Below are 21380 nucleotides of genomic sequence, written 5' to 3' on the forward strand. Positions count from 1 at the left end.
ATTCATCGCTGTGGCGGGTCTATAATCCTGCTTACCATCCATGGCTAGCAAGGAATGGCGTGATCAAGACAATTTTATCGGGCTTTGTGTTGCAATCATCTTTGCGGTTCTGTCCGCAATGATTAGGAAGCCGCTTTCTGGGGTTCCGAAGCCAAGGCGATGGCGTTTGAATTTGAAAATCGATGCATCGGAAACATCGATTTGGCCCCAAGGAACAAAGAAAGGGTTTTGGAATGGCCCGAAAACTTTCCACATGGATACACGCAGGCCCGTCCGGCAAACGTCGAGACGTAAACATCCCGAGAAATTGACTTTTGCTGACGATATCCCGCCCATAGCACCAGATTGGGCTCGCATGACGATCAGGCTTTCGTCAGGTCTGTCTGGGAATCGGTTTTGAAGCTTGTTCCATCCCGACATCCGTCCAAGTAAGGTAACAATAAGCAACCACATAGCCAGAAACATGACCGGGAACAGAACTAAGATCGTGGTCTCATCTATCGGGAAACCCCAGACCACGAAGAGCTCGTTGTCGGATGAAGCGACTTTACTAAACCCGCATTGGCATCAGCACATATAGAGCTGGTGACTTGTCATCCTCACGGATCAATGTTGGCGCGCTGGCATCGGCGAGGTGAAGTTCGACATTGTCGCCTTCGATCTCACTTAAAATGTCCAACAAGTACCGAGAATTAAAGCCAATTTCGAAGGCATCTTCCTTGTAGGCTCCGGGCACTTCTTCTGCCGCTGTACCATTTTCAGGAGACGTGACTGACAGCGTGATCTTGTCATCACCCAAAGCCATTTTGACTGCACGGGTCTTTTCGGTAGCGATGGTCGAAACGCGGTCAACGCCTTGCGCAAAACTCTTTGGATCGATTTTCAGGATCTTGTCATTTCCGGTTGGAATGACGCGTGTATAATCCGGGAAAGTACCGTCGATTAGTTTGCTGGTCAGGATAGCAGTGCCAAGGGTAAAGCGAATTTTGCTCGCGGACAGATCAATCTGAACGGAGGCTTCGCCATTTTCGTCAAGCAATTTGCGCAGTTCGTTGACGCATTTGCGAGGCACGATCACATCCGGCATGCCTTCTGCTCCTGCCGGGCGGGGCAGGGTGACACGGGCCAGACGATGGCCGTCTGTGGCCGCAGCCTTCAGGACCGGTGTCTCTTCGTCCTGAACGTGCAGGAAAATGCCGTTCAGATAGTAGCGTGTTTCTTCTGTGGAAATCGCGAATTTGGTTTTGTCGATAATTTGCACCAGGGATGCTGCCGGCAACTCAAAACTGGTTGGCAGATCACCCTCAGCAATGATGGGAAAATCATCGCGGGGAAGGGTTTGCAGATTAAACCGCGCACGGCCTGCATTGACTTTCATCTTGCCATCGGCAGCGTCCAGCTGCACCTGCGATCCATCAGGTAATTTGCGGGCGATATCGAACAGCGTATGGGCAGAAACGGTTATTGAGCCAGCCGTTTCGACTTGTGCCTCGACGGTCTCAACGACCTGCAGGTCCAGGTCGGTCGCCATTAGCTTAATACCGCCGCCTTCGCTGGCTTCGATCAACACATTGGACAGAATGGGGATCGTATTGCGCCGCTCAACCACTGACTGGACATGGCCCAGACTTTTCAGCAGTGCTGCGCGTTCAATTGTCGCTTTCATAAACCGTCCTTCATTTCCTGTCCTTGGGCAGTGTATTTCGCCCCAATGGCTGTGCCCGGACAAGATAAAAGACTCCGTCCAGTTCACAGATAGTCATCGTCTCATTAACAATATCAACCAATAGGGCAAGCCCGATACAGGGGGTGACAAAGATATTGCGGTGAAAATCTGTGGAAAAAACACACAATGCGGTTAAACCCGCTAAAGATATCGACCAGAGACGTTATGCAAAAGCGAATTAGGCCATAGTTATGAGCAATTTAAGCCGCAATATCAGTACAAATGGAAAACGCCTGTTCATTGCTCGTCATGGCGAGACGATTTTTAATTTGGCCGGCCGTATTCAGGGCAATGATGCGCATACCCCTTTGACACAACGCGGCTTTGCCCAGGCTGATGAAATGGGCCGTGCGCTTGCGCTTTATTTGGGCGGTTTTTGCAACCTTGATCTCGTTGCTTCTGACACGGGCAGGGCGCTGCAAACCCTGTCGATCGTTTGTGAGCATATTGAACTGGATTGGCATAGTACCATTCCTGATTCCCGTCTTCGGGAAATCGATATGGGAGAATGGGAGGGCGTTTACTACAGCAGGCTCAATGGTCAGCTTCAGGTCGATCAACGCCAAGGGCTATTCCTTACTCAAGCGCCTGGGGGAGAGACCTATGGTGACATAGTGAATCGATTGAAGGCTTGGCTCGCCGATCAAGCATTTGATCGTGACATGCTGCTGATCAGCCACGGGATGACAAGCCGGGTGTTGCGGGGTTTGTTGACCGGGCAACCGCCGCTGGAACCGATCGATGCGCCGATGGCTGATAGCCTTCCCCAAGGTTCGATGGTCCAAATTGTCGATGGTTCGGAGACAATTGTCCACTTGGGTGTGGGAGAGAGCGAAAAGGCATGAGGATTGCCGCTGCCCTGACCGCCATTTGTTTCGCAACCTTGTCCGTGCCGATTGCGGCCAAGGATTCGCTGGGCGTCTTTAATAGCTGGGGCGCTTTTCGTGATCCAGCTGTTCCGCGCTGTTATGCTATTGCAGAGTCAGAGGACATAAGGGGCAAGGCTGAGCGTAAATCGTACGCTTCTGTCGGTTTCTGGCCCAGGCGTAATGTTCGCGCGCAATTTCATGTGCGTCTTAGTCGCGATCGTTCGACCAATAGCCGTGTCATGGTCGGTATTGGCGGCCGCCGTTTTCAACTGACGGCCAACCGTTCCGATGGGTGGTCGCAGGATAAACGCATGGATGCAGCAATTATTGCTGCCTTGCGGTCTGCCAACAGCATGACCATCGAGAGCACCGGGCGTGATGGCAAGCCGATTGTTGATGCTTACCTGCTACGCGGTGCGGCAACCGCAATTGATGCGGCATCATTGGGCTGTTCGCGGTTGAAAAGCTGATGGCTGGTATTTCAGCCATTGTGGTCCTATATGCGCCCCATGCAGATTCCCGGCCATATTGATCCTGTCCCGCTTCCCGCCAAAGTAACGCCTCGTGAAGACGGGCGGGTGGATCTTATTGGTTTGAGTGTGACCGAAATTCGGGACGTATTGATCGAAGCGGGATTGGATGAGAAGCAGGGGAAGTTGCGCTCCAAACAGCTGTTCCACTGGATGTATCATCGCGGCATAGATGACTTTTCTATCATGACCGATATGAGCAAGACCCTACGCCCTTGGTTGGCACAGCGGTTTGTGATTGGCCGACCGGAGATTGTCGAAGCCCATCTGTCGGAAGATGGAACGCGCAAATGGTTGCTGCGGTCCGCCGACAAGCAGGATTATGAAATGGTCTTCATTCCCGATGAAGATCGCGGGACACTATGTATTTCCTCGCAAGTCGGGTGCACGCTCAACTGCCGGTTCTGCCACACGGGGACAATGCGCCTGGTGCGAAATCTGACTCCCGGCGAGATTGTTGGGCAAGTCATGCTTGCTCGTGATGCGTTGGGCGAGTGGCCCAAAGGTGTGATGGATTTTGCCGACGAAGAAGAAGCGGAAAATACCAAGGAATATAATCAGGCCTATAAATCTGATGGCCGCTTGCTGACCAATATCGTGCTTATGGGCATGGGGGAACCGCTTTATAATTTTGACAATGTCCGTGATGCGATGAAAGTCGTCATGGATGGGGCCGGACTGGCTCTGTCGCGCCGCCGGATTACTTTGTCGACCAGCGGCGTGGTACCTATGATCGCGCGGGCCGGTGAGGAAATAAGCGTTAATCTGGCAATATCCCTACATGCCGTAAACAAGGAAACGCGCGACGAGATCGTGCCGCTCAACCGCAAATATTCTATTGAAGAATTGCTACAGGCCTGTGCGGATTATCCCGGTTCCAGCAACTCGCGGCGGATCACGTTTGAATATGTGATGTTGAAAGACAAGAATGACAGCGACGAAGATGCGCGCGAATTGGTCAATTTGCTCCGGCAATATGACTTGCCCGCCAAGGTGAACCTCATACCGTTCAACCCGTGGCCCGGTTCGGCCTATGAATGCTCGACGCCGGAGCGGATCAAGGCGTTTTCCAAGATCGTTTTTGATGCTGGTATCAGTGCTCCCGTGCGGACTCCGCGCGGGCGTGATATCATGGCCGCTTGCGGACAGTTAAAGTCGGCCAGCGAAAAGAAAAGTCGGGCTGAACTTGACCGTCTAGCGGAAGAGAAGCAAGCGGCGCTCGGCTGATGTGGCAGATCTAAATAGTTGCGATTACGTCAATTTCCACCATCAGGTCGGGGAGTGCCAAGGCTTTGACTTCGACAATTGTATCTGCTGGGTAAGGCTCTGAAAAATAGCGTTTTCGGGCTTCGATGATCTGCGGGAAAAAGCCCATGTCGGTAAGATAGATGGTGACCTTGACGATCTTTTTTCGATCGCTACCGCCAGCTGCCAGCACCCGGTCGATGTTGATGAAGACCTGCGCTACCTGTCGATCAAAGTCTCCTGCACCGACGATGTTACCAGCTTCGTCAATGGCGGCCTGACCAGACAGAAACAGCATATTACCAACGCGCCAGCCAGGCGCAATGGCGTAAGGCGCGAGTGGATCGGGATCGATTTTGATCACTTTGCGTTTGTCGGTCATCCAAACCTCGCTTTGGCAACAAGTTTCTTTTCTTTGCACTGTAACGACTAACTTTCATTTGTCGAACAACTGACTAGAATGGCCGTGCAAATGATCAAATCTCAAAATAACACGACAAAGCGCCACAAGCTGACGACCCGGCTCTGGCACTGGGTTAACGCTCTCTGCTTGCTTGCTTTAGTGATGAGCGGTTTGACGATCTTCAATGCCCACCCGCGGCTCTATTGGGGGGAATATGGCTCCAGTGATGACTATGCCTGGGCGGCTGTCGGGTCTTCGCAAACCTTAGGTTATGTCCGGTTGGGTGAGACAAAAATCGAGACCACCGGCTTCATCGGCAACTGGCGAGATAGCAATGGCGAGATACAGACATGGGCTTTTCCGAGCTGGGCAACCATCCCTTCCTATTACAGCCTTGCTGAAGGAAGGCGTTGGCATTTCTTTTTTGCATGGATTTTCAGCGTCGGATTGGCGTTTTTCATGATCCGATCCATGTTCAATCGCCATGTGCAAGAAGACTTGCATATTTCTCGTGCGGAATGGCGGCCCTCCAACATCTTGCGCGATGTGAGAAACCATTTGCGGTTACGGTTTCACGAAGTCAGTTCGGTCAATATCTATAATATTCTGCAGAAATTCAGCTATGTTGGAGTAATCTTTATCCTTTTGCCGCTGATGATTTTTACCGGATTGGCGATGTCGCCAGCGATGGATGCGAATTGGCCGTGGCTCACCGATATATTTGGTGGTCGGCAGTCAGCACGGTCCATTCATTTTATCGGCATGTCTCTGCTGTTATTGTTCTTCATCGTTCATATGATCACGTTGTTGCTGGCAGGGCCATTCAAACAGACGTGGGCCATGATCACGGGCGGCAAACGAGAGGATAGCGATCATGCGTAAAATGCTTAGCCGGCGAACCCTCATTACCACTGGCGCACTTGGCGCTGGCAGTTTGCTGAGTGGTTGTGATGCACTCAGCCGCAACCAGACTTTCCAGAACATACTGGGTAGTGCGGAGGATGCAAATTTTCTGGTCCAGCGCGCTCTGGGTGACCGGATGGAGCTAGCCAGCGAATATAGCATCAAGGACCTGTCTCCGAAATTTCGAGCAAATGGTACGCGCGATCCAGGGACTCCAGACTATACGGCTAGCGCGGCACAGGGCTTTGCGGACTGGCAATTGCGCTTGACCGGGCTGTTCAAGAAACCTCAGAATTTTTCTTTGGCAGCCTTGTTGTCAATGCCGCAGCGTACGCAGATCACCCGGCACGACTGTGTTGAGGGCTGGAGCGCTATTGGCCAATGGACCGGAGTACCACTCAAATTGTTACTCGACTTGGCGCAACTGCAAGACAGTGCGAAATTTTTGGTTTTCCACTGTGCTGATCGGCTTGGCGGACGACCATATTATGAAAGCATTGACCTGCTCGACGCTTTCCACCCTCAAACTATTATGGCGCATCGACTGAACGGTGAATCTGTACCGATTGAAAATGGCGCACCTCTGAGGCTGCGCGTAGAGCGGCAGCTGGGCTATAAACATGCAAAATATGTTACCGGGATTGAAGCGGCTGCCACTCTGGACAATATCGGTGAGGGCAAAGGCGGATATTGGGAAGATGTCGGCAACTACGAATGGTATGCAGGAATTTAACGAGTTTTTTGTGCTGAGGAGCAATGGATGTCCATATTGGGTCGCTTTCTTGGGAGCGTAGTAAAAAGAGGATCAATTACAGTAGCTCATCCTGATGGGTCGACGGAAAAATTTGGGAAATCGGAAACCGGCTTTCCGGATGTCGCTGTGCGTTTGACCGACAAAGGCGTGATGCGGCAGATATTGCTCGATCCACGCCTGGGTGCTGCCGAAACTTTTATGGACGGGCGCCTTGTTGTCGAACAGGGTGATATCATGGAATTAGTCCAGCTACTGCGCGCCAACAAGCGTTGGGAAAGAGGCGGCCGCCTGAGCGATCCCAGCGCTTTCAAGAAAGTCAAAAGCCTCATTGCTGCGCGTTTGGATAGTATCAACGGACAGCGCCGATCCAAGGCCAATGTTGCCCATCACTATGACCTTAGCCGTGATCTCTATGAGCTGTTTCTCGACAAAGACATGCAATATAGCTGTGCCTATTGGACTGACCCAGACAATACGCTTGAGCAGGCTCAACTGGACAAGAAGGCCCATATCGCAGCAAAGCTGGATCTGAAGGCAGGCCAGCGCGTGCTCGATATCGGCTGCGGCTGGGGCGGGATGGCGCTCTATCTAAATCAAAAATTTGGTGTTGATGTACTGGGCATTACGCTGAGCGAAGAGCAGCTGAAAGTCGCTCAGGAGCGGGCGGAAAGAGAAGGCGTTGCAGACAAGGTCCAATTTGAGTTGATCGACTATCGTGACCTTGCCGAGCGCGATGCCGGGCAGTTTGATCGTATAGTTTCTGTCGGCATGTTTGAGCATGTCGGTGTACCAAATTTCAGAACCTTTTTTCGTTGTGCGGCCAATCTGATGACTGACGACGGGGTTATGCTGCTCCACACGATCGGACGGATGGGCAAGCCGGGAACCACTGACGCCTTCACTCGTAAATATATCTTTCCTGGAGGGTATATTCCTGCATTGAGTGAGACGGTCGAGGCCAGCGAGCATTTCCGGTTGATGGCAACGGATATTGAGACACTTCGGCTGCATTATGCGCTGACTTTGCGTGAATGGTACAAGCGGACTGTGGCAAATAAAGAAAAGATTGTCGCTCTATATGATGAGCGATTCTTCCGGCTCTGGACCTTTTATCTGGCGGGCGCCACGGCGGCGTTTGAGAGCGGCAGCATGTGTAACTATCAGATTCAGTTCAGCCGGAACCGGCATACATTGCCCTTGACGCGCGATTATATCGGAGAGGTCGAGCAGACCTTAAGCGCCTGATCGGTGGGAAGATCGGCTATCGAGGATATTTGTTGTCCATCGCCACTTTGTCGAATGCGATGAGTTTTGCCAGTATGCCGCGATCAATCCGATCAAGCCGGGTGATGTAAAGACACGAGGATCCGCGTTTGTGCGGCCCCAGCTTTTCAAGCAGTTCCGATTGTTTCGCTATGTTCTCCTGTTCACTGGTACAGCCCAATACGTAGAGACTGAGATTTTGTTTTCTGGGCGAAAAGCCTGACCGGCACATATCACCTTCACGCCCGCTGTCATATTTATAATGATAACTGCCAAAGCCGACGATGCTCTCTCCCCACATTTTGGGTTCTTCGCCGGTTATGTCCTTGAACATATCGAGCAATTCCATGGCGTCGGCTCGGCGCCCATCATGTTCGACATCGGCAATGAAGGCGTTCACATCACCGTCATTCTCTCTCGTCTTATTTTCTGCTGCTGCCATGTTTTCCTCCTCTCAATCCTGCATATCATATTGCTTACAAATATGGAGCCTGTTAGGCGCGGCGAAATTCTCTTTTTGAAAGTATAAGCATGAGCGATTCCGTCAAGCGTGTGGTTTTGGCCTTTTCCGGGGGTCTCGATACCAGTGTCATCCTGAAATGGCTGCAACAGGAATATGGCTGTGAGGTTGTTACCTTCACCGCCGATCTAGGGCAGGGTGAAGAGCTGGAGCCCGCACGCAAGACGGCAGAGCTATTGGGCGTTAAGCCGGAACATATCTTTATCGACGATTTGCGCGAAGAATTCGTGAAAGATTATGTCTTTCCGATGATGCGGGCCAATGCACTTTACGAAGGACTCTATCTTCTCGGCACGTCGATTGCGCGGCCGCTCATTTCCAAACGCCAGATTGAGATCGCCAAACTGACCGGAGCAGATGCCGTTGCACATGGTGCTACCGGCAAAGGTAACGATCAAATTCGCTTCGAGCTTGGCTATTATGGCCTCAATCCGGAGGTGAAGGTTATCGCACCTTGGCGGGAATGGGATCTGACCAGTCGGACAAGATTGATCGAGTTTGCCGAGAAACATCAGATACCGGTGCCTAAGGACAAGCGCGGGGAAGCGCCTTTCTCAACTGATGCCAATATGCTTCATACCTCTTCTGAGGGCAAGATATTGGAGGACCCTTGGGAAGAGGTCCCCGATTATGTCTACTCCCGCACAAACCACCCGGAAGATGCGCCGGACAAGCCGGAATATATAACCATAGACTTTGAACGCGGTGATGGTGTTGCTATTAATGGCGAAGGCATGAGCCCTGCGACCTTGCTTGAAAAACTCAATGACTATGGCCGTGAGCATGGTATTGGCCGGCTCGATCTGGTCGAGAACCGCTTTGTCGGGATGAAATCACGGGGCATGTACGAAACGCCCGGCGGTACCATTTATCACGCAGCGCACCGCGGGATCGAGCAATTGACCCTCGACAGTGGCGCAGCGCATATGAAGGATGAACTGGCCCCACGCTATGCGGAACTTGTCTATAACGGCTTTTGGTTCGCGCCAGAGCGTGAGATGCTGCAGGCAGCGATCGACAAGAGCCAGGAGCGGGTAACCGGCACGGTAAGGCTCAAATTATACAAAGGGTCGGTCAATGTTGTTGGCCGGAAGGCCGATGTTAACTTCAACCTTTATAGCGAAGATGTGGTGACTTTTGAGGATGATGCCGGCGCCTATGACCAGAAGGATGCGGAAGGTTTTATCAAGCTCAACGCTCTGCGGCTTCGATTGCTTGGCAAGCGCGACGGTTAAGATAACCTAGGATGCTGATCGCAATTTTCACCCTATTGGCTGGTTTTGTAGTCTTGATCGGCGGCGGTGAACTACTTGTTCGGGGAGCGGTGCGTGTCGCTGAGCGTGCGGGTATGTCGCAACTGCTCATAGGTCTCACAATCGTTGGTTTTGGAACGTCGGCGCCTGAACTGGTGGCTAGCGTAGAAGCAGCGCGGGCAGGGTCGCCTGGTATTGCCTGGGGAAATGTTGTGGGCTCGAATCTCGCCAACAGTCTGCTGATCCTGGGCACGGCCTCCTTGATATTGCCGATGGTCGTGCCGCGTGGACCGCTATGGCGTGACGGTGGTTTAGCGCTGGTCGCCACTATCATCCTCTGGTTTGTAGCTAGCACCAGCGGGATTACTATCACCATCGGCGCCGCTTTTCTGATCTTGCTCTGCGCCTATCTCAGTTACGCCTACTGGGCCGAGAAAACCCAGCCCGTTGGGGCCAGCGCATTGCATGAAAAAGCAGAAGCACTCGAAGTGACCGATACACATTTGCATGATGAGGGGCCGCTTTGGCGTTCCCTTGTTGTCCTGATCGGGGGAATTGTGCTGATCGTTGCTGGCGGACGCTGGCTGGTTGAGGGAGCGGTTGATTTGGCGCGCCTTGTCGGCATGAGCGAGGCTGTTATCGGTCTGACTGTCATTGCTATCGGAACATCGCTGCCGGAACTCGTCACTTCGGTCATTGCGGCTTACAAGGGGGCGAGTGCGGTTGCGCTGGGCAATGTGCTAGGTTCGAACATCTTTAACCTGCTGCTGATCGGCGGGGTAACGGCGGTGATTGCGCCGGGAACCATTCCGGCTGAGATTACCAGCTATGGCCTGCCGTTGCTGATTGCGACGTCGGTGCTGTTGATGATCTTCGCGGCCACCGGGCGGCGCATTACGCGGTGGGAGGGGGCGATCCTTTTGATCATCTACGTCGCTCAGCTCGTTTACAATGTGGTGGCGGTCTAGCACCTTTCGAAGGTGATAAAGGTTACGAAAGTGCCGCGGAGATTGACTCCGCGTTTATATTTCGATATTACTGGAAATATGGAAACGATTCGCAGCCACACCGCCGTTAACGCCCTCTCTGCCTTGGCGCAGGAACATCGCCTGGCGATATTCCGCTTGCTGGTGCAGGCGGGGCGCAGCGGCCTCCCCGCAGGGCAGATCGCCAAAAAGCTCGACATGCCGGCCAGCTCGCTGTCCTTTCACCTGTCGCACCTCAAAAATGGCGGTGTGGTCAGCGATGAAAGGGACGGGCGGTCGATCATCTATCGCGCCGATTTTCAGGCGATGAACCGGCTGATGGCGTTTCTTTTGGAAAATTGCTGCGAAGGTGACGCTTGTGCACCGACTGAGGCAGCAGATGAATGCATGGAAGGGTAAGTATAATGACAAGATTTCACGTAAACCTGAAGGTGTCCGACCTCGAAAAATCCCGCGCTTATTATGCGAACCTGTTCGGTGCGCAGCCAGCCCTGGTAAAGCCTGATTATATCAAGTGGATGCTGGATGACCCCCATATCAATTTCTCGATTGAACCGGCAAGCGGCGCAGCCTGCGATGGCACCGGCGGCGAGACTGGCATCGCTCATGTCGGCCTGCAGGCGGAAAGCCCGGAAGAACTGCAAGCGGTCTACGAGCGGGTGCAGAATGCTGCCGGTCCGCGGTTCGAGGAAGGCGCAACGACCTGCTGCTATGCGTCATCAGAGAAAAACTGGACCCAGGACCCCGACGGCCTGATCTGGGAAGCCTTTTACACCGATGGACAGGTTACCCATTATGGAAAAGTGCCGGATCTTGGCGGTGTCAAAACGGACGCAGACTGCAGCTTGAACTAAGCTCGTAAACAACATGGCGGTATTTTCACGGGCGCAAAAGCTCGGCGCAGAAGCTTTAGGCTCATTCTTCCTGTTCGTCACCGTTGTCGGCTCCGGCATCATGGCGGAAAATCTGGCGGACGGGAATGTCGCCATCGCGCTGCTCGGCAACACGCTGGCCACCGGCGCGATATTATTCGTGCTGATCGCGATATTGGCCCCGATATCTGGCGCGCATTTCAATCCGGCCGTCACCTTCGTCATGTTGCTCCGAAAAGAGCTGTCGCTGTCTGACGGGCTCTTTTTCGTGGCAATGCAGCTTTTCGGCGGCCTGATCGGCGTCTGGGCCGCCCATATCATGTTCGAGCTGCCGGTATTTCAGCTGAGCGAGAAAAGCCGAACCGGCGGCGGCCAATGGCTCGGCGAGCTGATTGCCACCTTCGGATTGCTGTTCACGATATTGGGTGCGGTGCGTTTTCGCCCCGATTGGGTCGCGCCAGCGGTAGGGCTCTATATCTCTGCGGGGTATTTGTTCACCAGCTCGACCAGCTTTGCCAATCCGGCGATTACCGTTGGCCGCTCTTTTTCCAACAGCTTTGCCGGAATCGCCCCAGCGGACGTGATCGGATTTGTCGCCGCTCAATTTGCCGGTGCGGCCCTCGCATGGATGGTCACGCGCTGGTTATTTGCGCCTCCGCCCGCCACCCAAAATTAAGGCGTTGCAAATTTGGGAATCAATCCCTAAATAGCAGTCATCCCAACATTGTGAGATTTTGAAGGGGCTGGCGCCAAACGGGGCCGGCGCAAAAGAGTTTTGCATTTTTACTGGAACCAAATTTGACGGATATGACTACCATTGTGAACCTGATCGAACCGGAAGCGGAAGCTTTGGGTTTTGAACTGGTGCGCGTGCAGTTTGTGTCAGGTGCCGATGAGCCAACCTTGCAGATCATGGCGGAGCGACCAGAGACGGGGCAGCTCGGCATTGATGATTGCGCGGCCTTGTCACGTCGGATTTCAGAAAAATTTGATGTGCTGGAAGAAGAAGGGCGCGACCCGATTGAGGATGCCTATCGGCTTGAAGTCAGCTCGCCCGGCATTGATCGCCCGCTAACCCGCGCAAAAGACTACGCGAATTGGGCCGGGCATGAAGCGCGGATCAATCTGATCGAGGCAGTTTCGGGCAAGAAACAATTGCGCGGCTTGCTAGACGGCATCGAAGGTGAGATAATAGCGATTGACGATCGCAAGGCGGGACGTCAAACGACCAACCTCGACAACGTGCATAGCGCAAAACTGATTCTGACCGACGCCCTGATTGCTGCGACCATCCCGGTTTCTGCCGATGGCGCGGATGAAATTGAAGAAGATACTCTAAACGAAGAACAGGAAGACTAATCATGGCCAGTGCCATTTCTGCAAATAAGGCTGAATTGCTAGCTATCGCCAATGCCGTTGCATCGGAAAAGATGATCGACAAGACCATTGTGGTCGAAGCGATGGAAGAAGCGATCCAGAAAGCTGCGCGGGCCCGTTACGGCGCAGAGAATGACATTCGTGCCAAGCTCGACCTGCAAACCGGCGACCTGCGTCTCTGGCGTGTGGTTGAGGTGGTTGAGGAAGTCGAAGATTATTTCAAGCAGGTTGACCTGAAGCAGGCGGACAAGCTGGAAAAAGGCTCGAAGGTCGGCGATTTTATCGTTGATCCGCTGCCTGCTGTTGATCTCGGCCGCATTGACGCGCAGTCCGCGAAACAGGTTATCTTCCAGAAAGTCCGCGACGCAGAGCGTGAGCGGCAGTTTGAAGAATTTAAGGACCGCGCTGGTGAAATCATCACTGGTGTCGTGAAATCGGTTGAATTCGGCCATGTCGTCGTTGACTTGGGCCGCGCCGAAGGCGTTATCCGCCGTGACCAGCAAATTCCGCGCGAAGCCGCTCGTGTCGGCGACCGCGTTCGTTCGCTGATCATGAATGTCCGCCGTGAAAACCGTGGACCACAGATTTTCCTGTCTCGTGCGCATCCCGATTTCATGAAGCTCTTGTTTGCTCAGGAAGTTCCTGAAATTTATGACGGCATTATCGAAATTAAAGCCGCAGCCCGTGATCCCGGCAGCCGCGCCAAAATCGGTGTGATCAGCCAGGACAGCTCAATCGATCCGGTTGGCGCCTGTGTTGGTATGAAGGGTAGCCGTGTGCAAGCCGTCGTGCAGGAAATGCAGGGCGAGAAAATCGACATCATTCCTTGGTCCGACGATATCGCGACCTTTGTAGTGAATGCGTTGCAGCCTGCGACGGTAAGCCGCGTGCTGATCGACGAAGAAGAAGGCCGCATTGAAGTGGTTGTGCCTGATGATCAGCTTAGCCTTGCCATTGGTCGCCGCGGACAGAATGTGCGTCTGGCGTCCCAGCTGACCGGTTTGGCCATCGACATCATGACCGAAGCCGACAGCAGCGAGAAGCGTCAGGCCGAATTTGCCGTGCGCACCGCGATGTTCCAGGAAGATCTGGACGTGGATGAGACACTGTCGCAGCTCCTGGTCGCCGAAGGCTTTAGCGAAATGGAAGAAGTCGCTTATGTCGCTCCGGAAGAGCTTTCCAATATTGAAGGCTTTGATGATGAACTGGCGGCCGAGCTGCAAAGCCGTGCACTCGAAGCATTGGAGCGCCGGGAAGCCGCTGCCAAGGCAGAGCGTACCGAGCTGGGCGTGGAAGATGCCATTGCCGAACTGCCTTACATGACCGAAGCCATGCTGGTGACCTTGGGTAAGGCGGGTCTCAAGACCCTCGACGATGTTGCCGATCTGGCAACCGACGAGCTGGTCCTGAAGCGCAAAGCCGAACCACGCCGCCGCAACGACAATCGCAAGCCTGAGCCCGATGGCGTACTGGCGCAATATGGTCTGACCGAAGAGCAGGGCAATGAGATTATCATGGCCGCCCGTGCGCACTGGTTTGACGACGAGGAAGAAGCTGCTCCGGCTGCTGAAGCCGAGGCAGAAACAGGGGAGGACGCGAATGCGGAAGCTCCCCAATGAGACGCCTTCTAAACCTTTAGATCGCGCACCACACCGTAAATGCATATTGACTGGGGAAAGCCTTCCCCAGGAAGCATTGGTGCGTTTGGCGCTCAGCCCCGATGACGGAATTGCCGCCGATGTCCGCGCCAAAGCGCCGGGCCGGGGCGCCTGGATCAGTGTCGATCGCAATGCATTGGAGCAGGCGCAGGCCAAGGGCGCGCTGAAAGGCGCATTGTCGCGCGCCTTCAAAACCGGAAAGCTTGATATTCCCGATGATCTGGCTGCACAGGTTGAAAATGCGCTGGAACGCGCCACATTAGATAGATTGGGTCTGGAAGCGCGTGGCGGGATGCTTCTGACCGGTTCAGAAAAGATTGAAACGGCTGCGCGGCAGGGCGATCTTCAGATGCTCCTCCACGCCGCCGATGCAGGCCGTGACGGTTCCTCGAAACTGGATCAGGCATGGCGCGTTGGCAGTGACCGGGAAGGGCAGGATGTCCGCGGTCAGATATTGCCGGTGGACCGACAGGCCCTTTCTGTGGCATTGGGCCGTCAAAATGTCGTGCATATAGGTATAACCGACCACAGGGCGGCGGGGCGAATATCGCACATGCTGGATAGATGGCGTCACTTTATCGGGTCTGATAAGGTAGGCGGTGCCAGTGATGACGGCGGCGATGAAGGCGGCGAGGCGGAGAAGAAAGTTGCGTGAACTGGTTTGAAGTTGATCAGTTAAAATATTGAAGTAATGAATTTTTTTAAGGATTAAGTCTGTTCGATGAGTGAAGATAATAAAGATACCGCAAAACCTGCACGCAAGCCTTTGGGACTGAAGCGTTCGGTTGAGCCTGGTGAAGTCAAACAGACGTTTAGCCACGGGCGGACCAATAAGGTCGTCGTCGAGGTCAAGCGCCGCAAGCTGGTGGGCAAGCCTGGAGCGCAGGAAGCCGCCAAGGAAGTGGTCAAGGAAACGCCGGCACCCGCCCCTGCGCCTGCTCCCGTGGAAGCCAAGAAACCCGCTCCCGCCCCTAAGGCGAAGCAGGAAGATGTGCTGACCCGTCAGGAAAAACAGGCAAAATTGCTGCGCGAAGCCGAAGAAGCCCGTCTGGCCGCCATGGAAGAAGCGCGCAAACGCGATACCAAGGCGAAGAAAGACCAGACCGCCGAAGAGAAAAAGCGCGCCGAAGAGAAGCGTAAGGCCGAAGAAGAAGCCGCTAAAAAGGCTCAGGAAGAAATTAAGGCGGCGGAAGAAGCGGCTGCTGCAGCGGCTGCCGAAGCAGCGGAGGAACCAAAAGCTGCTGAAGCTAAGCCCGCGACCAGCGGCTCGCAGCACCCGCCTGCGCGTAAATTTACGCCGGTTGAGGCTCCGAAACGGCCTGAACCGAAGCAGAAACCAAAAACCGGGCGCAGTGATCGTGGTGATCGCCGGCAATCCGGGAAGCTGACCGTTAACCGCGCTCTACGCGGTGAAGATGGCGCAGCGCGCGCACGTTCGCTTGCGGCGCTGAAACGCGCGCGTGAGAAAGAAAAGCGTGCGCAAATGTCGGGTCAGCCGCGCGAACCGCGTGAGAAGCAGATCCGTGATGTGATTGTTCCAGAAGCAATTACCGTGCAGGAACTGTCCAAGCGTATGGGTGAAAAGGGCGCTGACCTCGTCAAATCCCTGTTCAACATGGGCTCGATGGTCACCGTCAACCAGACGATTGATCAGGATACGGCAGAATTGTTGGTCGAGGAATTTGGCCACAATATTCAACGTGTGTCCGAGGCCGACGTCGAAATTGATACGGAATCGGATGTTGATCCGGAAGAAACGCTGAAACCGCGTCCGCCAGTCGTGACGATCATGGGTCATGTTGATCATGGTAAGACATCGCTGCTCGACGCGTTGCGCGGAACCGATGTGGTTGCTGGCGAAGCTGGCGGCATTACGCAGCATATTGGCGCCTATCAGGTCAAAATGAAAAATGGCGACAAGATTACCTTCCTCGATACGCCCGGCCATGAAGCCTTTACCAGCATGCGGCTGCGCGGCGCGAATGCGACCGATATCGTGATCCTGGTCGTGGCTGCTGATGACGGCCTGATGCCGCAGACGATTGAGGCGATCAACCACACCAAGGCGGCCGATGTGCCGATGATTGTGGCGATCAACAAGATCGACAAGGAAGGCGCCGACCCGATGCAGGTGCGCACGCGTCTCCTGGAACATGAAGTGATTGTCGAGGAAATGTCCGGTGATGTGCAGGATGTTGAAGTGTCCGCGCTGAAGAAGACCAATCTGGAAGAATTGATCGAGAAGATCCACTTGCAGGCCGAACTGCTTGAGCTCAAGGCCCGTCCGGATCGTCCGGCCGAAGGCATTGTGATCGAGGCAAAGCTGGACAAGGGACGCGGGCCAGTGGCCACCGTTCTGGTCCAGCGCGGCACGTTGAAACGCGGCGATATCTTCGTTGTCGGCTCGCAAACCGGTAAGGTCCGGGCCATGATCGATGACAAGGGCGCACAGCCTAAGGAAGCCGGTCCATCGGTTCCGGTCGAAGTGCTGGGTCTCTCCGGCGTGCCGTCTGCCGGTGACAAGCTGACCGTGGTAGAAAATGAATCGCGTGCTCGTGAAGTCGCGACTTACCGTGCCGAGCAAGAGAAACTGCAACGCACGACGCAGGCGCCAACGAGCCTTGAGAATATGTTCTCTGCGGCAGCCGACAGTGCGGTTGAATTCCCGCTGCTCGTCAAGGCTGACGTGCAGGGCAGTACCGAGGCGATTGTCCAGGCGCTGAACAAGATATCCAACGACGATATCAAGGTTCGGATCCTGCACAGCGGCGTCGGCGCGATCACCGAGTCCGACGTGACCCTGGCGAGCGCCAGCAAGGCCCCGATTATCGGCTTTAACGTGCGGCCCAATGCCAAGGCGCGCGAAATTGCCAAGCGCGATGGCGTGCGGTTGAAATATTTCGACATCATCTATGATCTGACTGACGAGATCCGCGCTGAAATGGCCGGTGAACTTGGTCCAGAGAAGATCGAGAATGTCATGGGCCGCGCCGAGGTCAAAGAGGTGTTCAAGTCCGGCAAGCGCGACAAGGCTGCTGGTCTGCTGGTCACCGAAGGCTCTCTCCGCAAAGGCCTGTTCGCGCGGCTTACCCGCGAGGATGTTATCGTCAGCGCGACGACCATCGCCTCGCTGCGGCGCTTCAAGGACGATGTCGAGGAAGTCCGCGCCGGTATGGAATGTGGTGCGGTGCTCGAAGACACCAACGACATCAAGCCAGGCGATATGCTGGAAGTCTTTGAGGTCGAAGAGAAAGAACGCGTTCTTTGACGGCCGATCAGTCCTTCTGGGGAACGGAAATGGTTGAGGCGCTGAAACAAGAAGACGTGTTGGGTTTTAAGCGCCCACCATGTTCCGAAGCGGTCAACGCCGTGATCTTGGAAGCGGACAAGGAAACCGGTGCCGTCCGGATGAAATTTGACGCCCCGCGGGCCTTTACCAGTCCGCGTGGCACGATCCAGGGCGGTTTTGTCGCTGCGATGGTGGATGAAGTGATTGGCATTCCGGTGCTGGTAAAATCCGGCGGGGAAAATGCGCCCCTGACACTGGATTTGAGCGTGACCTATATCAAGCCGGTTCTGCCGGGCCGGGTTTATGGGGAAGGGCAGATTGTCCGCATGGGACGGTCTATCGCTTTTTTGGAAGCGCAGCTCTATGATGAAGCGGGTGAGCTTTTGGTGAAGGCGACATCGACAGCTAAGGTTGGACCGACGATAAAATAATGGCAAAATATAACGACACATCCCCTGAAGGCCGCTCGGTGCGGCTCTTGCGTGTAGGCGAACAGGTCCGTCATATCCTCTCCGAACTGCTGATGCGCGGTGAAGTGCATGATGATGTGCTGACTTCTCACTCGGTCAGCGTGACCGAGGTGCGCATGTCACCCGATTTGCGCCATGCCACGGTATTTGTGAAACCCTTGCTGGGCGCGAATGAGGCCGATGTGCTCAAGGCGCTGAAAACCAACACCGCCTATTTCCAGAAGGAAGTCGCCAGCCGGGTGAAGATGAAATATGCCGCGCGGCTCAAATTTCTGGCCGACGAAAGCTTTGACGAAGCTGCGCATATCGAAAATCTGTTGAGTAATCCTAAGGTTGCTCAGGATTTGGGTGAGGACGAGTAGTCCAAAAAAACGCAATTAATGGTTGATCGTCACCCTGAACTTGTTTCAGTGTCATGGCGAATGTTGAAACAAGTTCGGCATGACGAAAGACTGAGGCGACCCCATGGCCAAGCTCTATTTTTACTACAGCTCGATGAATGCGGGTAAATCAACCACATTGCTGCAAGCCGATTTCAACTATCGTGAACGCGGCATGCGCACGATGCTATGGACGGCGGCGCTTGATGACCGAGAGGATGCAGGTTGGATTAATTCACGTATTGGTCTGAAGAAAAAAGCACATCTCTTTGAAAATGATACAGATATGCTAGCGGAAATCAGTGTGGAGCATGATAATAATACGCTGGATTGCGTGTTGATTGACGAAGCCCAGTTTATGACCAAAGATCAGGTCTTTCAGGTCGCCCTGGTGGCAGATCAGCTACGTATTCCCGTTCTGGCTTATGGCTTGCGCACGGATTTTCAGGCGGCTCTATTTCCCGGCAGTGCCCAATTACTGGCGATCGCGGACGAGCTGGTCGAGATCAAAGCGGTCTGTGAATGCGGTAGCAAGTCCACAATGAACATGCGTGTCGATGAAGGGGGCAATCCCGTTCTGGCGGGTCAACAGACCGCAATTGGTGGCAATGAGTTATATGTCGCGCTGTGCCGCAAGCATTTCATGGAAAAGCTGAATGGCTGAATTGTCGACGATACTGGAGGAAGGCCCCGTCCGTCTGGAACCATTGGCCCAGCACCATATCGAACCGCTGCGTGCGGCCTGCGCAGAGGATCAGGATATCTGGGATATTTACCCGGTCTCGATGCTGGATGAACATTTCGACAAGGCGATGAAGGCTTTTCACAGTACGGACAACTGGGTGCAACTCGCAGTGATCAATACCGAGACTGGCAAGCTGGTTGGCATGAGCAATTATATCAATGCCGATCCCAAGACCAAAGTCACCGAAATAGGCGGCACTTATATCGCACCATCAGTGCGCGGCAGCGGCTTTAACGATGTGATGAAGAAACTGATGATCGACCATGCCTTTGCTTGCGGTTTTACTCGCATCGAGTTTCGCGTGGATACCCGCAACAAGCGCTCCATGGCGGCGGTGCTGAAACTGGGTGCCAAACATGAAGGGACGCTCAGGAAAAACCGGATTACCTGGACGGGCTATATTCGCGATACGGCTGTATTTGGCCTGCTCCAAGAGGAGTGGGGAAAACCCATTTAAACCGGACAAAATATTTTACCCGGGTATATTGACTCTAATATTATCAGGGTATAAATGCGCGTCCGAAAGGATTACCCATGACAACCTATACAGCATTTTCGGAAGCAAACTGGCTGGCGACAGGGTCACGCTCCGAGATTATTGACACTTTGCGGGCTTTGCCTGCGGTTAAACGGAGTTCCGACATCTTGGTTTTCGATGACGAGACCGGTAGCCAGATCGATTTTGATTTGCGGGCCACTAGTGAAACAGAGGCACCCGTAAAGCGAGGTCGGCCGAAGCTTGGCGTTGTTTCCAAGGAGGTCACCTTGCTTCCACGGCATTGGGACTGGCTCGGAAGGCAATCCGGTGGGGCGTCAGCGACATTGCGCCGATTGGTTGATCAGGCGAGAAAAATAGGTCTGGATAAACGAAAAGGACAAGATGCGGCTTATCATTTCCTGACTGTCATCGCGGGGGACTGGCCGCAATTTGAAGAGGTCATACGCGCGCTTTATGCGGATGATCGGGAACGTTTTGAATTGCTGTCCAAACAATGGTCGGCTTCGGTCCGTGATCACGCTATCGGTCTGGCATGGCCGAATAGCTGATGCCATATTCCAGGAAATATATTTGAAACCGCACGGCTGGATCATTCTCGACAAACCGTTGGAACTGGGATCAACGCAAGCCGTTGGTGCGGTTAAACGCAATCTGCGTGAGGCCGGGCTTCTCGGTAAGGGCAAGGACAAGACCAAGGTTGGTCATGGCGGGACGCTGGACCCACTGGCGACTGGGGTTTTGCCGATTGCCATAGGCGAGGCGACCAAGCTGTGCGGGCGTATGCTGGACGCGTCGAAAATCTATGAGTTTACGATTGCTTTCGGAAAAGAGACCGAGACGTTGGACGCTGAAGGGGAGGTGACTGAGACTTCCGATCATTTTCCGACACTCGTCGAGGTAGAAGCCATATTGCCGCAATTTACCGGGTCGATAGAACAGATACCGCCGAAATATTCAGCGCTGAAGATTGATGGCAAGCGGGCCTATGATCTGGCGCGGGCCGGTGAAGCGGTTGAGATGAAGATGCGGGCGGTGGATATATATGCGCTTTCCGTCTCCTCTCCCCTTGAGGGAGAGGAAAGCGATGATTGTGAGCGGAGCGAACTAGCTAAGCTTGGTGAAGAGTCGAGAGAGAGCGCCAAGCCAGACCCTTCTCCAACTCGACTAGGGCAGCAAGCTGCCAAGTCTCCGTTTCCTCTCCCTCAAGGGGAGAGGATAGATTCTGTCACTCTCACAGCCAATGTTTCCAAAGGCACCTATATCCGCTCTCTGGCTCGCGATATTGCGCGTGCGCTTGGTACTTTTGGCCATGTTTCCATGCTCCGCCGCACAAAGGCGGGGCCGTTTACGCTCAAACATGCGATTTCGCTGGACAAACTCAATGAAATTGGTAAGGGCGCGGACATTAAAGATTATCTCTTGCCGCTTGAGGCGGGGCTGGACGACATCCCGGCTTTTGACCTCACTCCTGATCAGGCAAGACTGCTTCGACAAGGCCAAGTGCTGGACGAACAGGAATTGATCGGGAACCCGCCAAATGACGGGCTTTTTCTAGCGACCGAAGATGGTTCTCCGGTTGCCTTGGCAGAGCTTGTTGTTGGAACCGTAAAGGTTGTTCGCGGATTTAATATGTAAAGA

General features: G+C 54.0%; 25 protein-coding genes. 21 read left to right on the forward strand and 4 right to left on the reverse strand.

The window, feature by feature from the left end; all coding sequences use genetic code 11:
• Positions 1–63: 63 nt before the first annotated feature.
• Positions 64–519, reverse strand: a complete 456-nt coding sequence (locus AC6I9Z_RS09310) for a hypothetical protein (protein WP_461455487.1) — start codon at positions 517–519, stop codon at positions 64–66.
• Between the two features lie 31 nt (positions 520–550).
• The gene (dnaN, locus tag AC6I9Z_RS09315; RefSeq protein WP_461455489.1) at positions 551–1666 is read right to left on the reverse strand and encodes a DNA polymerase III subunit beta; all 1116 of its coding nucleotides are present in this window, start codon (positions 1664–1666) and stop codon (positions 551–553) included.
• Between the two features lie 251 nt (positions 1667–1917).
• Here dnaN and AC6I9Z_RS09320 point away from each other — a divergent pair, with 251 nt between their 5' ends.
• From AC6I9Z_RS09320 to rlmN, 3 genes are read left to right on the forward strand one after another with little or no spacing between them, the layout of a single operon-like run.
• Positions 1918–2571 (forward strand): histidine phosphatase family protein, encoded by a 654-nt coding sequence (locus AC6I9Z_RS09320; RefSeq protein ID WP_461455491.1) that lies wholly within the window; start codon positions 1918–1920, stop codon positions 2569–2571.
• On the forward strand, positions 2568–3065 hold the full coding sequence (locus AC6I9Z_RS09325; protein ID WP_461455493.1) for a hypothetical protein: 498 nt from the start codon (positions 2568–2570) through the stop codon (positions 3063–3065). The genes AC6I9Z_RS09320 and AC6I9Z_RS09325 overlap by 4 nt, the downstream gene beginning before the upstream one ends.
• 30 nt (positions 3066–3095) lie before the next feature.
• Positions 3096–4352, forward strand: coding sequence for a dual-specificity RNA methyltransferase RlmN (rlmN, locus tag AC6I9Z_RS09330; protein WP_461455495.1), 1257 nt, complete (start codon positions 3096–3098; stop codon positions 4350–4352).
• A 10-nt stretch (positions 4353–4362) separates the two neighbouring features.
• Here rlmN and AC6I9Z_RS09335 read toward each other — a convergent pair whose 3' ends face one another.
• Positions 4363–4752: a RidA family protein gene (locus tag AC6I9Z_RS09335; protein WP_461455497.1), complete on the reverse strand. Its 390-nt coding sequence runs from the start codon at positions 4750–4752 to the stop codon at positions 4363–4365.
• A gap of 90 nt (positions 4753–4842) precedes the next feature.
• On the opposite strand from AC6I9Z_RS09335, the gene AC6I9Z_RS09340 reads away from it, so the two are divergent.
• From AC6I9Z_RS09340 to AC6I9Z_RS09350, 3 genes are read left to right on the forward strand one after another with little or no spacing between them, the layout of a single operon-like run.
• Complete coding sequence (locus AC6I9Z_RS09340) at positions 4843–5655, forward strand: cytochrome b/b6 domain-containing protein (protein ID WP_461455499.1); 813 nt, start codon at positions 4843–4845, stop codon at positions 5653–5655.
• Positions 5648–6409 carry a molybdopterin-dependent oxidoreductase gene (locus AC6I9Z_RS09345; RefSeq protein ID WP_461455501.1) on the forward strand — a complete coding sequence of 254 codons (762 nt, stop codon included), beginning with the start codon at positions 5648–5650 and terminating at the stop codon, positions 6407–6409. Before AC6I9Z_RS09340 ends, AC6I9Z_RS09345 begins: the two co-directional genes overlap by 8 nt.
• Before the next feature lie 27 nt (positions 6410–6436).
• Positions 6437–7675: a class I SAM-dependent methyltransferase gene (locus tag AC6I9Z_RS09350; RefSeq protein WP_461455503.1), complete on the forward strand. Its 1239-nt coding sequence runs from the start codon at positions 6437–6439 to the stop codon at positions 7673–7675.
• 16 nt (positions 7676–7691) lie between these two features.
• Here AC6I9Z_RS09350 and AC6I9Z_RS09355 read toward each other — a convergent pair whose 3' ends face one another.
• Positions 7692–8135 (reverse strand): DUF1801 domain-containing protein, encoded by a 444-nt coding sequence (locus tag AC6I9Z_RS09355; protein WP_461455505.1) that lies wholly within the window; start codon positions 8133–8135, stop codon positions 7692–7694.
• Positions 8136–8224: 89 nt separating this feature from the next.
• Here AC6I9Z_RS09355 and AC6I9Z_RS09360 point away from each other — a divergent pair, with 89 nt between their 5' ends.
• From AC6I9Z_RS09360 to truB, 15 genes are all read left to right on the forward strand, one after another.
• Positions 8225–9448, forward strand: coding sequence for an argininosuccinate synthase (locus tag AC6I9Z_RS09360; RefSeq protein ID WP_461455507.1), 1224 nt, complete (start codon positions 8225–8227; stop codon positions 9446–9448).
• A gap of 11 nt (positions 9449–9459) precedes the next feature.
• Positions 9460–10434: a calcium/sodium antiporter gene (locus AC6I9Z_RS09365; protein ID WP_461455509.1), complete on the forward strand. Its 975-nt coding sequence runs from the start codon at positions 9460–9462 to the stop codon at positions 10432–10434.
• Between the two features lie 78 nt (positions 10435–10512).
• The gene (locus AC6I9Z_RS09370) at positions 10513–10851 is read left to right on the forward strand and encodes an ArsR/SmtB family transcription factor (protein WP_461455511.1); all 339 of its coding nucleotides are present in this window, start codon (positions 10513–10515) and stop codon (positions 10849–10851) included.
• A gap of 5 nt (positions 10852–10856) precedes the next feature.
• The gene (locus AC6I9Z_RS09375; protein WP_461455513.1) at positions 10857–11306 is read left to right on the forward strand and encodes a VOC family protein; all 450 of its coding nucleotides are present in this window, start codon (positions 10857–10859) and stop codon (positions 11304–11306) included.
• A 13-nt stretch (positions 11307–11319) separates the two neighbouring features.
• Positions 11320–12000 carry an aquaporin gene (locus AC6I9Z_RS09380; RefSeq protein WP_461455515.1) on the forward strand — a complete coding sequence of 227 codons (681 nt, stop codon included), beginning with the start codon at positions 11320–11322 and terminating at the stop codon, positions 11998–12000.
• A 122-nt stretch (positions 12001–12122) separates the two neighbouring features.
• Positions 12123–12683: a ribosome maturation protein RimP gene (gene rimP / locus AC6I9Z_RS09385; RefSeq protein WP_461455517.1), complete on the forward strand. Its 561-nt coding sequence runs from the start codon at positions 12123–12125 to the stop codon at positions 12681–12683.
• 2 nt (positions 12684–12685) lie between these two features.
• Complete coding sequence (gene nusA, locus AC6I9Z_RS09390) at positions 12686–14320, forward strand: transcription termination factor NusA (RefSeq protein ID WP_461455519.1); 1635 nt, start codon at positions 12686–12688, stop codon at positions 14318–14320.
• On the forward strand, positions 14301–15014 hold the full coding sequence (locus tag AC6I9Z_RS09395) for a DUF448 domain-containing protein (RefSeq protein WP_461455521.1): 714 nt from the start codon (positions 14301–14303) through the stop codon (positions 15012–15014). The genes nusA and AC6I9Z_RS09395 overlap by 20 nt, the downstream gene beginning before the upstream one ends.
• A 66-nt stretch (positions 15015–15080) precedes the next feature.
• Positions 15081–17627 (forward strand): translation initiation factor IF-2, encoded by a 2547-nt coding sequence (gene infB, locus AC6I9Z_RS09400; RefSeq protein WP_461455523.1) that lies wholly within the window; start codon positions 15081–15083, stop codon positions 17625–17627.
• Positions 17624–18079, forward strand: a complete 456-nt coding sequence (locus tag AC6I9Z_RS09405; RefSeq protein ID WP_461455525.1) for a PaaI family thioesterase — start codon at positions 17624–17626, stop codon at positions 18077–18079. The genes infB and AC6I9Z_RS09405 overlap by 4 nt, the downstream gene beginning before the upstream one ends.
• A complete protein-coding gene (gene rbfA / locus AC6I9Z_RS09410; protein WP_461455527.1) occupies positions 18079–18480 on the forward strand; it encodes a 30S ribosome-binding factor RbfA in 402 nt (133 codons plus the stop codon). The genes AC6I9Z_RS09405 and rbfA overlap by 1 nt, the downstream gene beginning before the upstream one ends.
• Before the next feature lie 103 nt (positions 18481–18583).
• Entirely contained in the window at positions 18584–19162 is a 579-nt protein-coding gene (locus AC6I9Z_RS09415; protein ID WP_461455529.1) for a thymidine kinase, read from the forward strand.
• Positions 19155–19700 (forward strand): GNAT family N-acetyltransferase, encoded by a 546-nt coding sequence (locus AC6I9Z_RS09420; protein ID WP_461455531.1) that lies wholly within the window; start codon positions 19155–19157, stop codon positions 19698–19700. Before AC6I9Z_RS09415 ends, AC6I9Z_RS09420 begins: the two co-directional genes overlap by 8 nt.
• A gap of 77 nt (positions 19701–19777) precedes the next feature.
• Positions 19778–20290 (forward strand): DUF2239 family protein, encoded by a 513-nt coding sequence (locus AC6I9Z_RS09425; RefSeq protein WP_461455533.1) that lies wholly within the window; start codon positions 19778–19780, stop codon positions 20288–20290.
• A gap of 22 nt (positions 20291–20312) precedes the next feature.
• Positions 20313–21377: a tRNA pseudouridine(55) synthase TruB gene (truB, locus tag AC6I9Z_RS09430; protein ID WP_461455535.1), complete on the forward strand. Its 1065-nt coding sequence runs from the start codon at positions 20313–20315 to the stop codon at positions 21375–21377.
• The last annotated feature ends 3 nt before the right edge of the window (positions 21378–21380 follow it).

This window comes from Parasphingorhabdus sp. (assembly GCF_059726685.1).

Bases quoted from the DNA above. Each gene is read 5' to 3' on its own strand.
- AC6I9Z_RS09395 (WP_461455521.1), top strand. From the start codon at position 14,301: ATGCGGAAGCTCCCCAATGAGACGCCTTCTAAACCTTTAGATCGCGCA.
- AC6I9Z_RS09365 (WP_461455509.1), top strand. From the start codon at position 9,460: ATGCTGATCGCAATTTTCACCCTATTGGCTGGTTTTGTAGTCTTGATC.
- AC6I9Z_RS09425 (WP_461455533.1), top strand. From the start codon at position 19,778: ATGACAACCTATACAGCATTTTCGGAAGCAAACTGGCTGGCGACAGGG.
- AC6I9Z_RS09360 (WP_461455507.1), top strand. From the start codon at position 8,225: ATGAGCGATTCCGTCAAGCGTGTGGTTTTGGCCTTTTCCGGGGGTCTC.
- dnaN (WP_461455489.1), bottom strand. From the start codon at position 1,666: ATGAAAGCGACAATTGAACGCGCAGCACTGCTGAAAAGTCTGGGCCAT.
- AC6I9Z_RS09335 (WP_461455497.1), bottom strand. From the start codon at position 4,752: ATGACCGACAAACGCAAAGTGATCAAAATCGATCCCGATCCACTCGCG.
- AC6I9Z_RS09325 (WP_461455493.1), top strand. From the start codon at position 2,568: ATGAGGATTGCCGCTGCCCTGACCGCCATTTGTTTCGCAACCTTGTCC.
- AC6I9Z_RS09350 (WP_461455503.1), top strand. From the start codon at position 6,437: ATGTCCATATTGGGTCGCTTTCTTGGGAGCGTAGTAAAAAGAGGATCA.
- AC6I9Z_RS09370 (WP_461455511.1), top strand. From the start codon at position 10,513: ATGGAAACGATTCGCAGCCACACCGCCGTTAACGCCCTCTCTGCCTTG.
- AC6I9Z_RS09420 (WP_461455531.1), top strand. From the start codon at position 19,155: ATGGCTGAATTGTCGACGATACTGGAGGAAGGCCCCGTCCGTCTGGAA.
- AC6I9Z_RS09340 (WP_461455499.1), top strand. From the start codon at position 4,843: ATGATCAAATCTCAAAATAACACGACAAAGCGCCACAAGCTGACGACC.
- AC6I9Z_RS09320 (WP_461455491.1), top strand. From the start codon at position 1,918: ATGAGCAATTTAAGCCGCAATATCAGTACAAATGGAAAACGCCTGTTC.
- infB (WP_461455523.1), top strand. From the start codon at position 15,081: ATGAGTGAAGATAATAAAGATACCGCAAAACCTGCACGCAAGCCTTTG.
- AC6I9Z_RS09415 (WP_461455529.1), top strand. From the start codon at position 18,584: ATGGCCAAGCTCTATTTTTACTACAGCTCGATGAATGCGGGTAAATCA.
- rlmN (WP_461455495.1), top strand. From the start codon at position 3,096: ATGCGCCCCATGCAGATTCCCGGCCATATTGATCCTGTCCCGCTTCCC.
- AC6I9Z_RS09380 (WP_461455515.1), top strand. From the start codon at position 11,320: ATGGCGGTATTTTCACGGGCGCAAAAGCTCGGCGCAGAAGCTTTAGGC.
- nusA (WP_461455519.1), top strand. From the start codon at position 12,686: ATGGCCAGTGCCATTTCTGCAAATAAGGCTGAATTGCTAGCTATCGCC.
- AC6I9Z_RS09375 (WP_461455513.1), top strand. From the start codon at position 10,857: ATGACAAGATTTCACGTAAACCTGAAGGTGTCCGACCTCGAAAAATCC.
- AC6I9Z_RS09355 (WP_461455505.1), bottom strand. From the start codon at position 8,135: ATGGCAGCAGCAGAAAATAAGACGAGAGAGAATGACGGTGATGTGAAC.
- AC6I9Z_RS09345 (WP_461455501.1), top strand. From the start codon at position 5,648: ATGCGTAAAATGCTTAGCCGGCGAACCCTCATTACCACTGGCGCACTT.
- rbfA (WP_461455527.1), top strand. From the start codon at position 18,079: ATGGCAAAATATAACGACACATCCCCTGAAGGCCGCTCGGTGCGGCTC.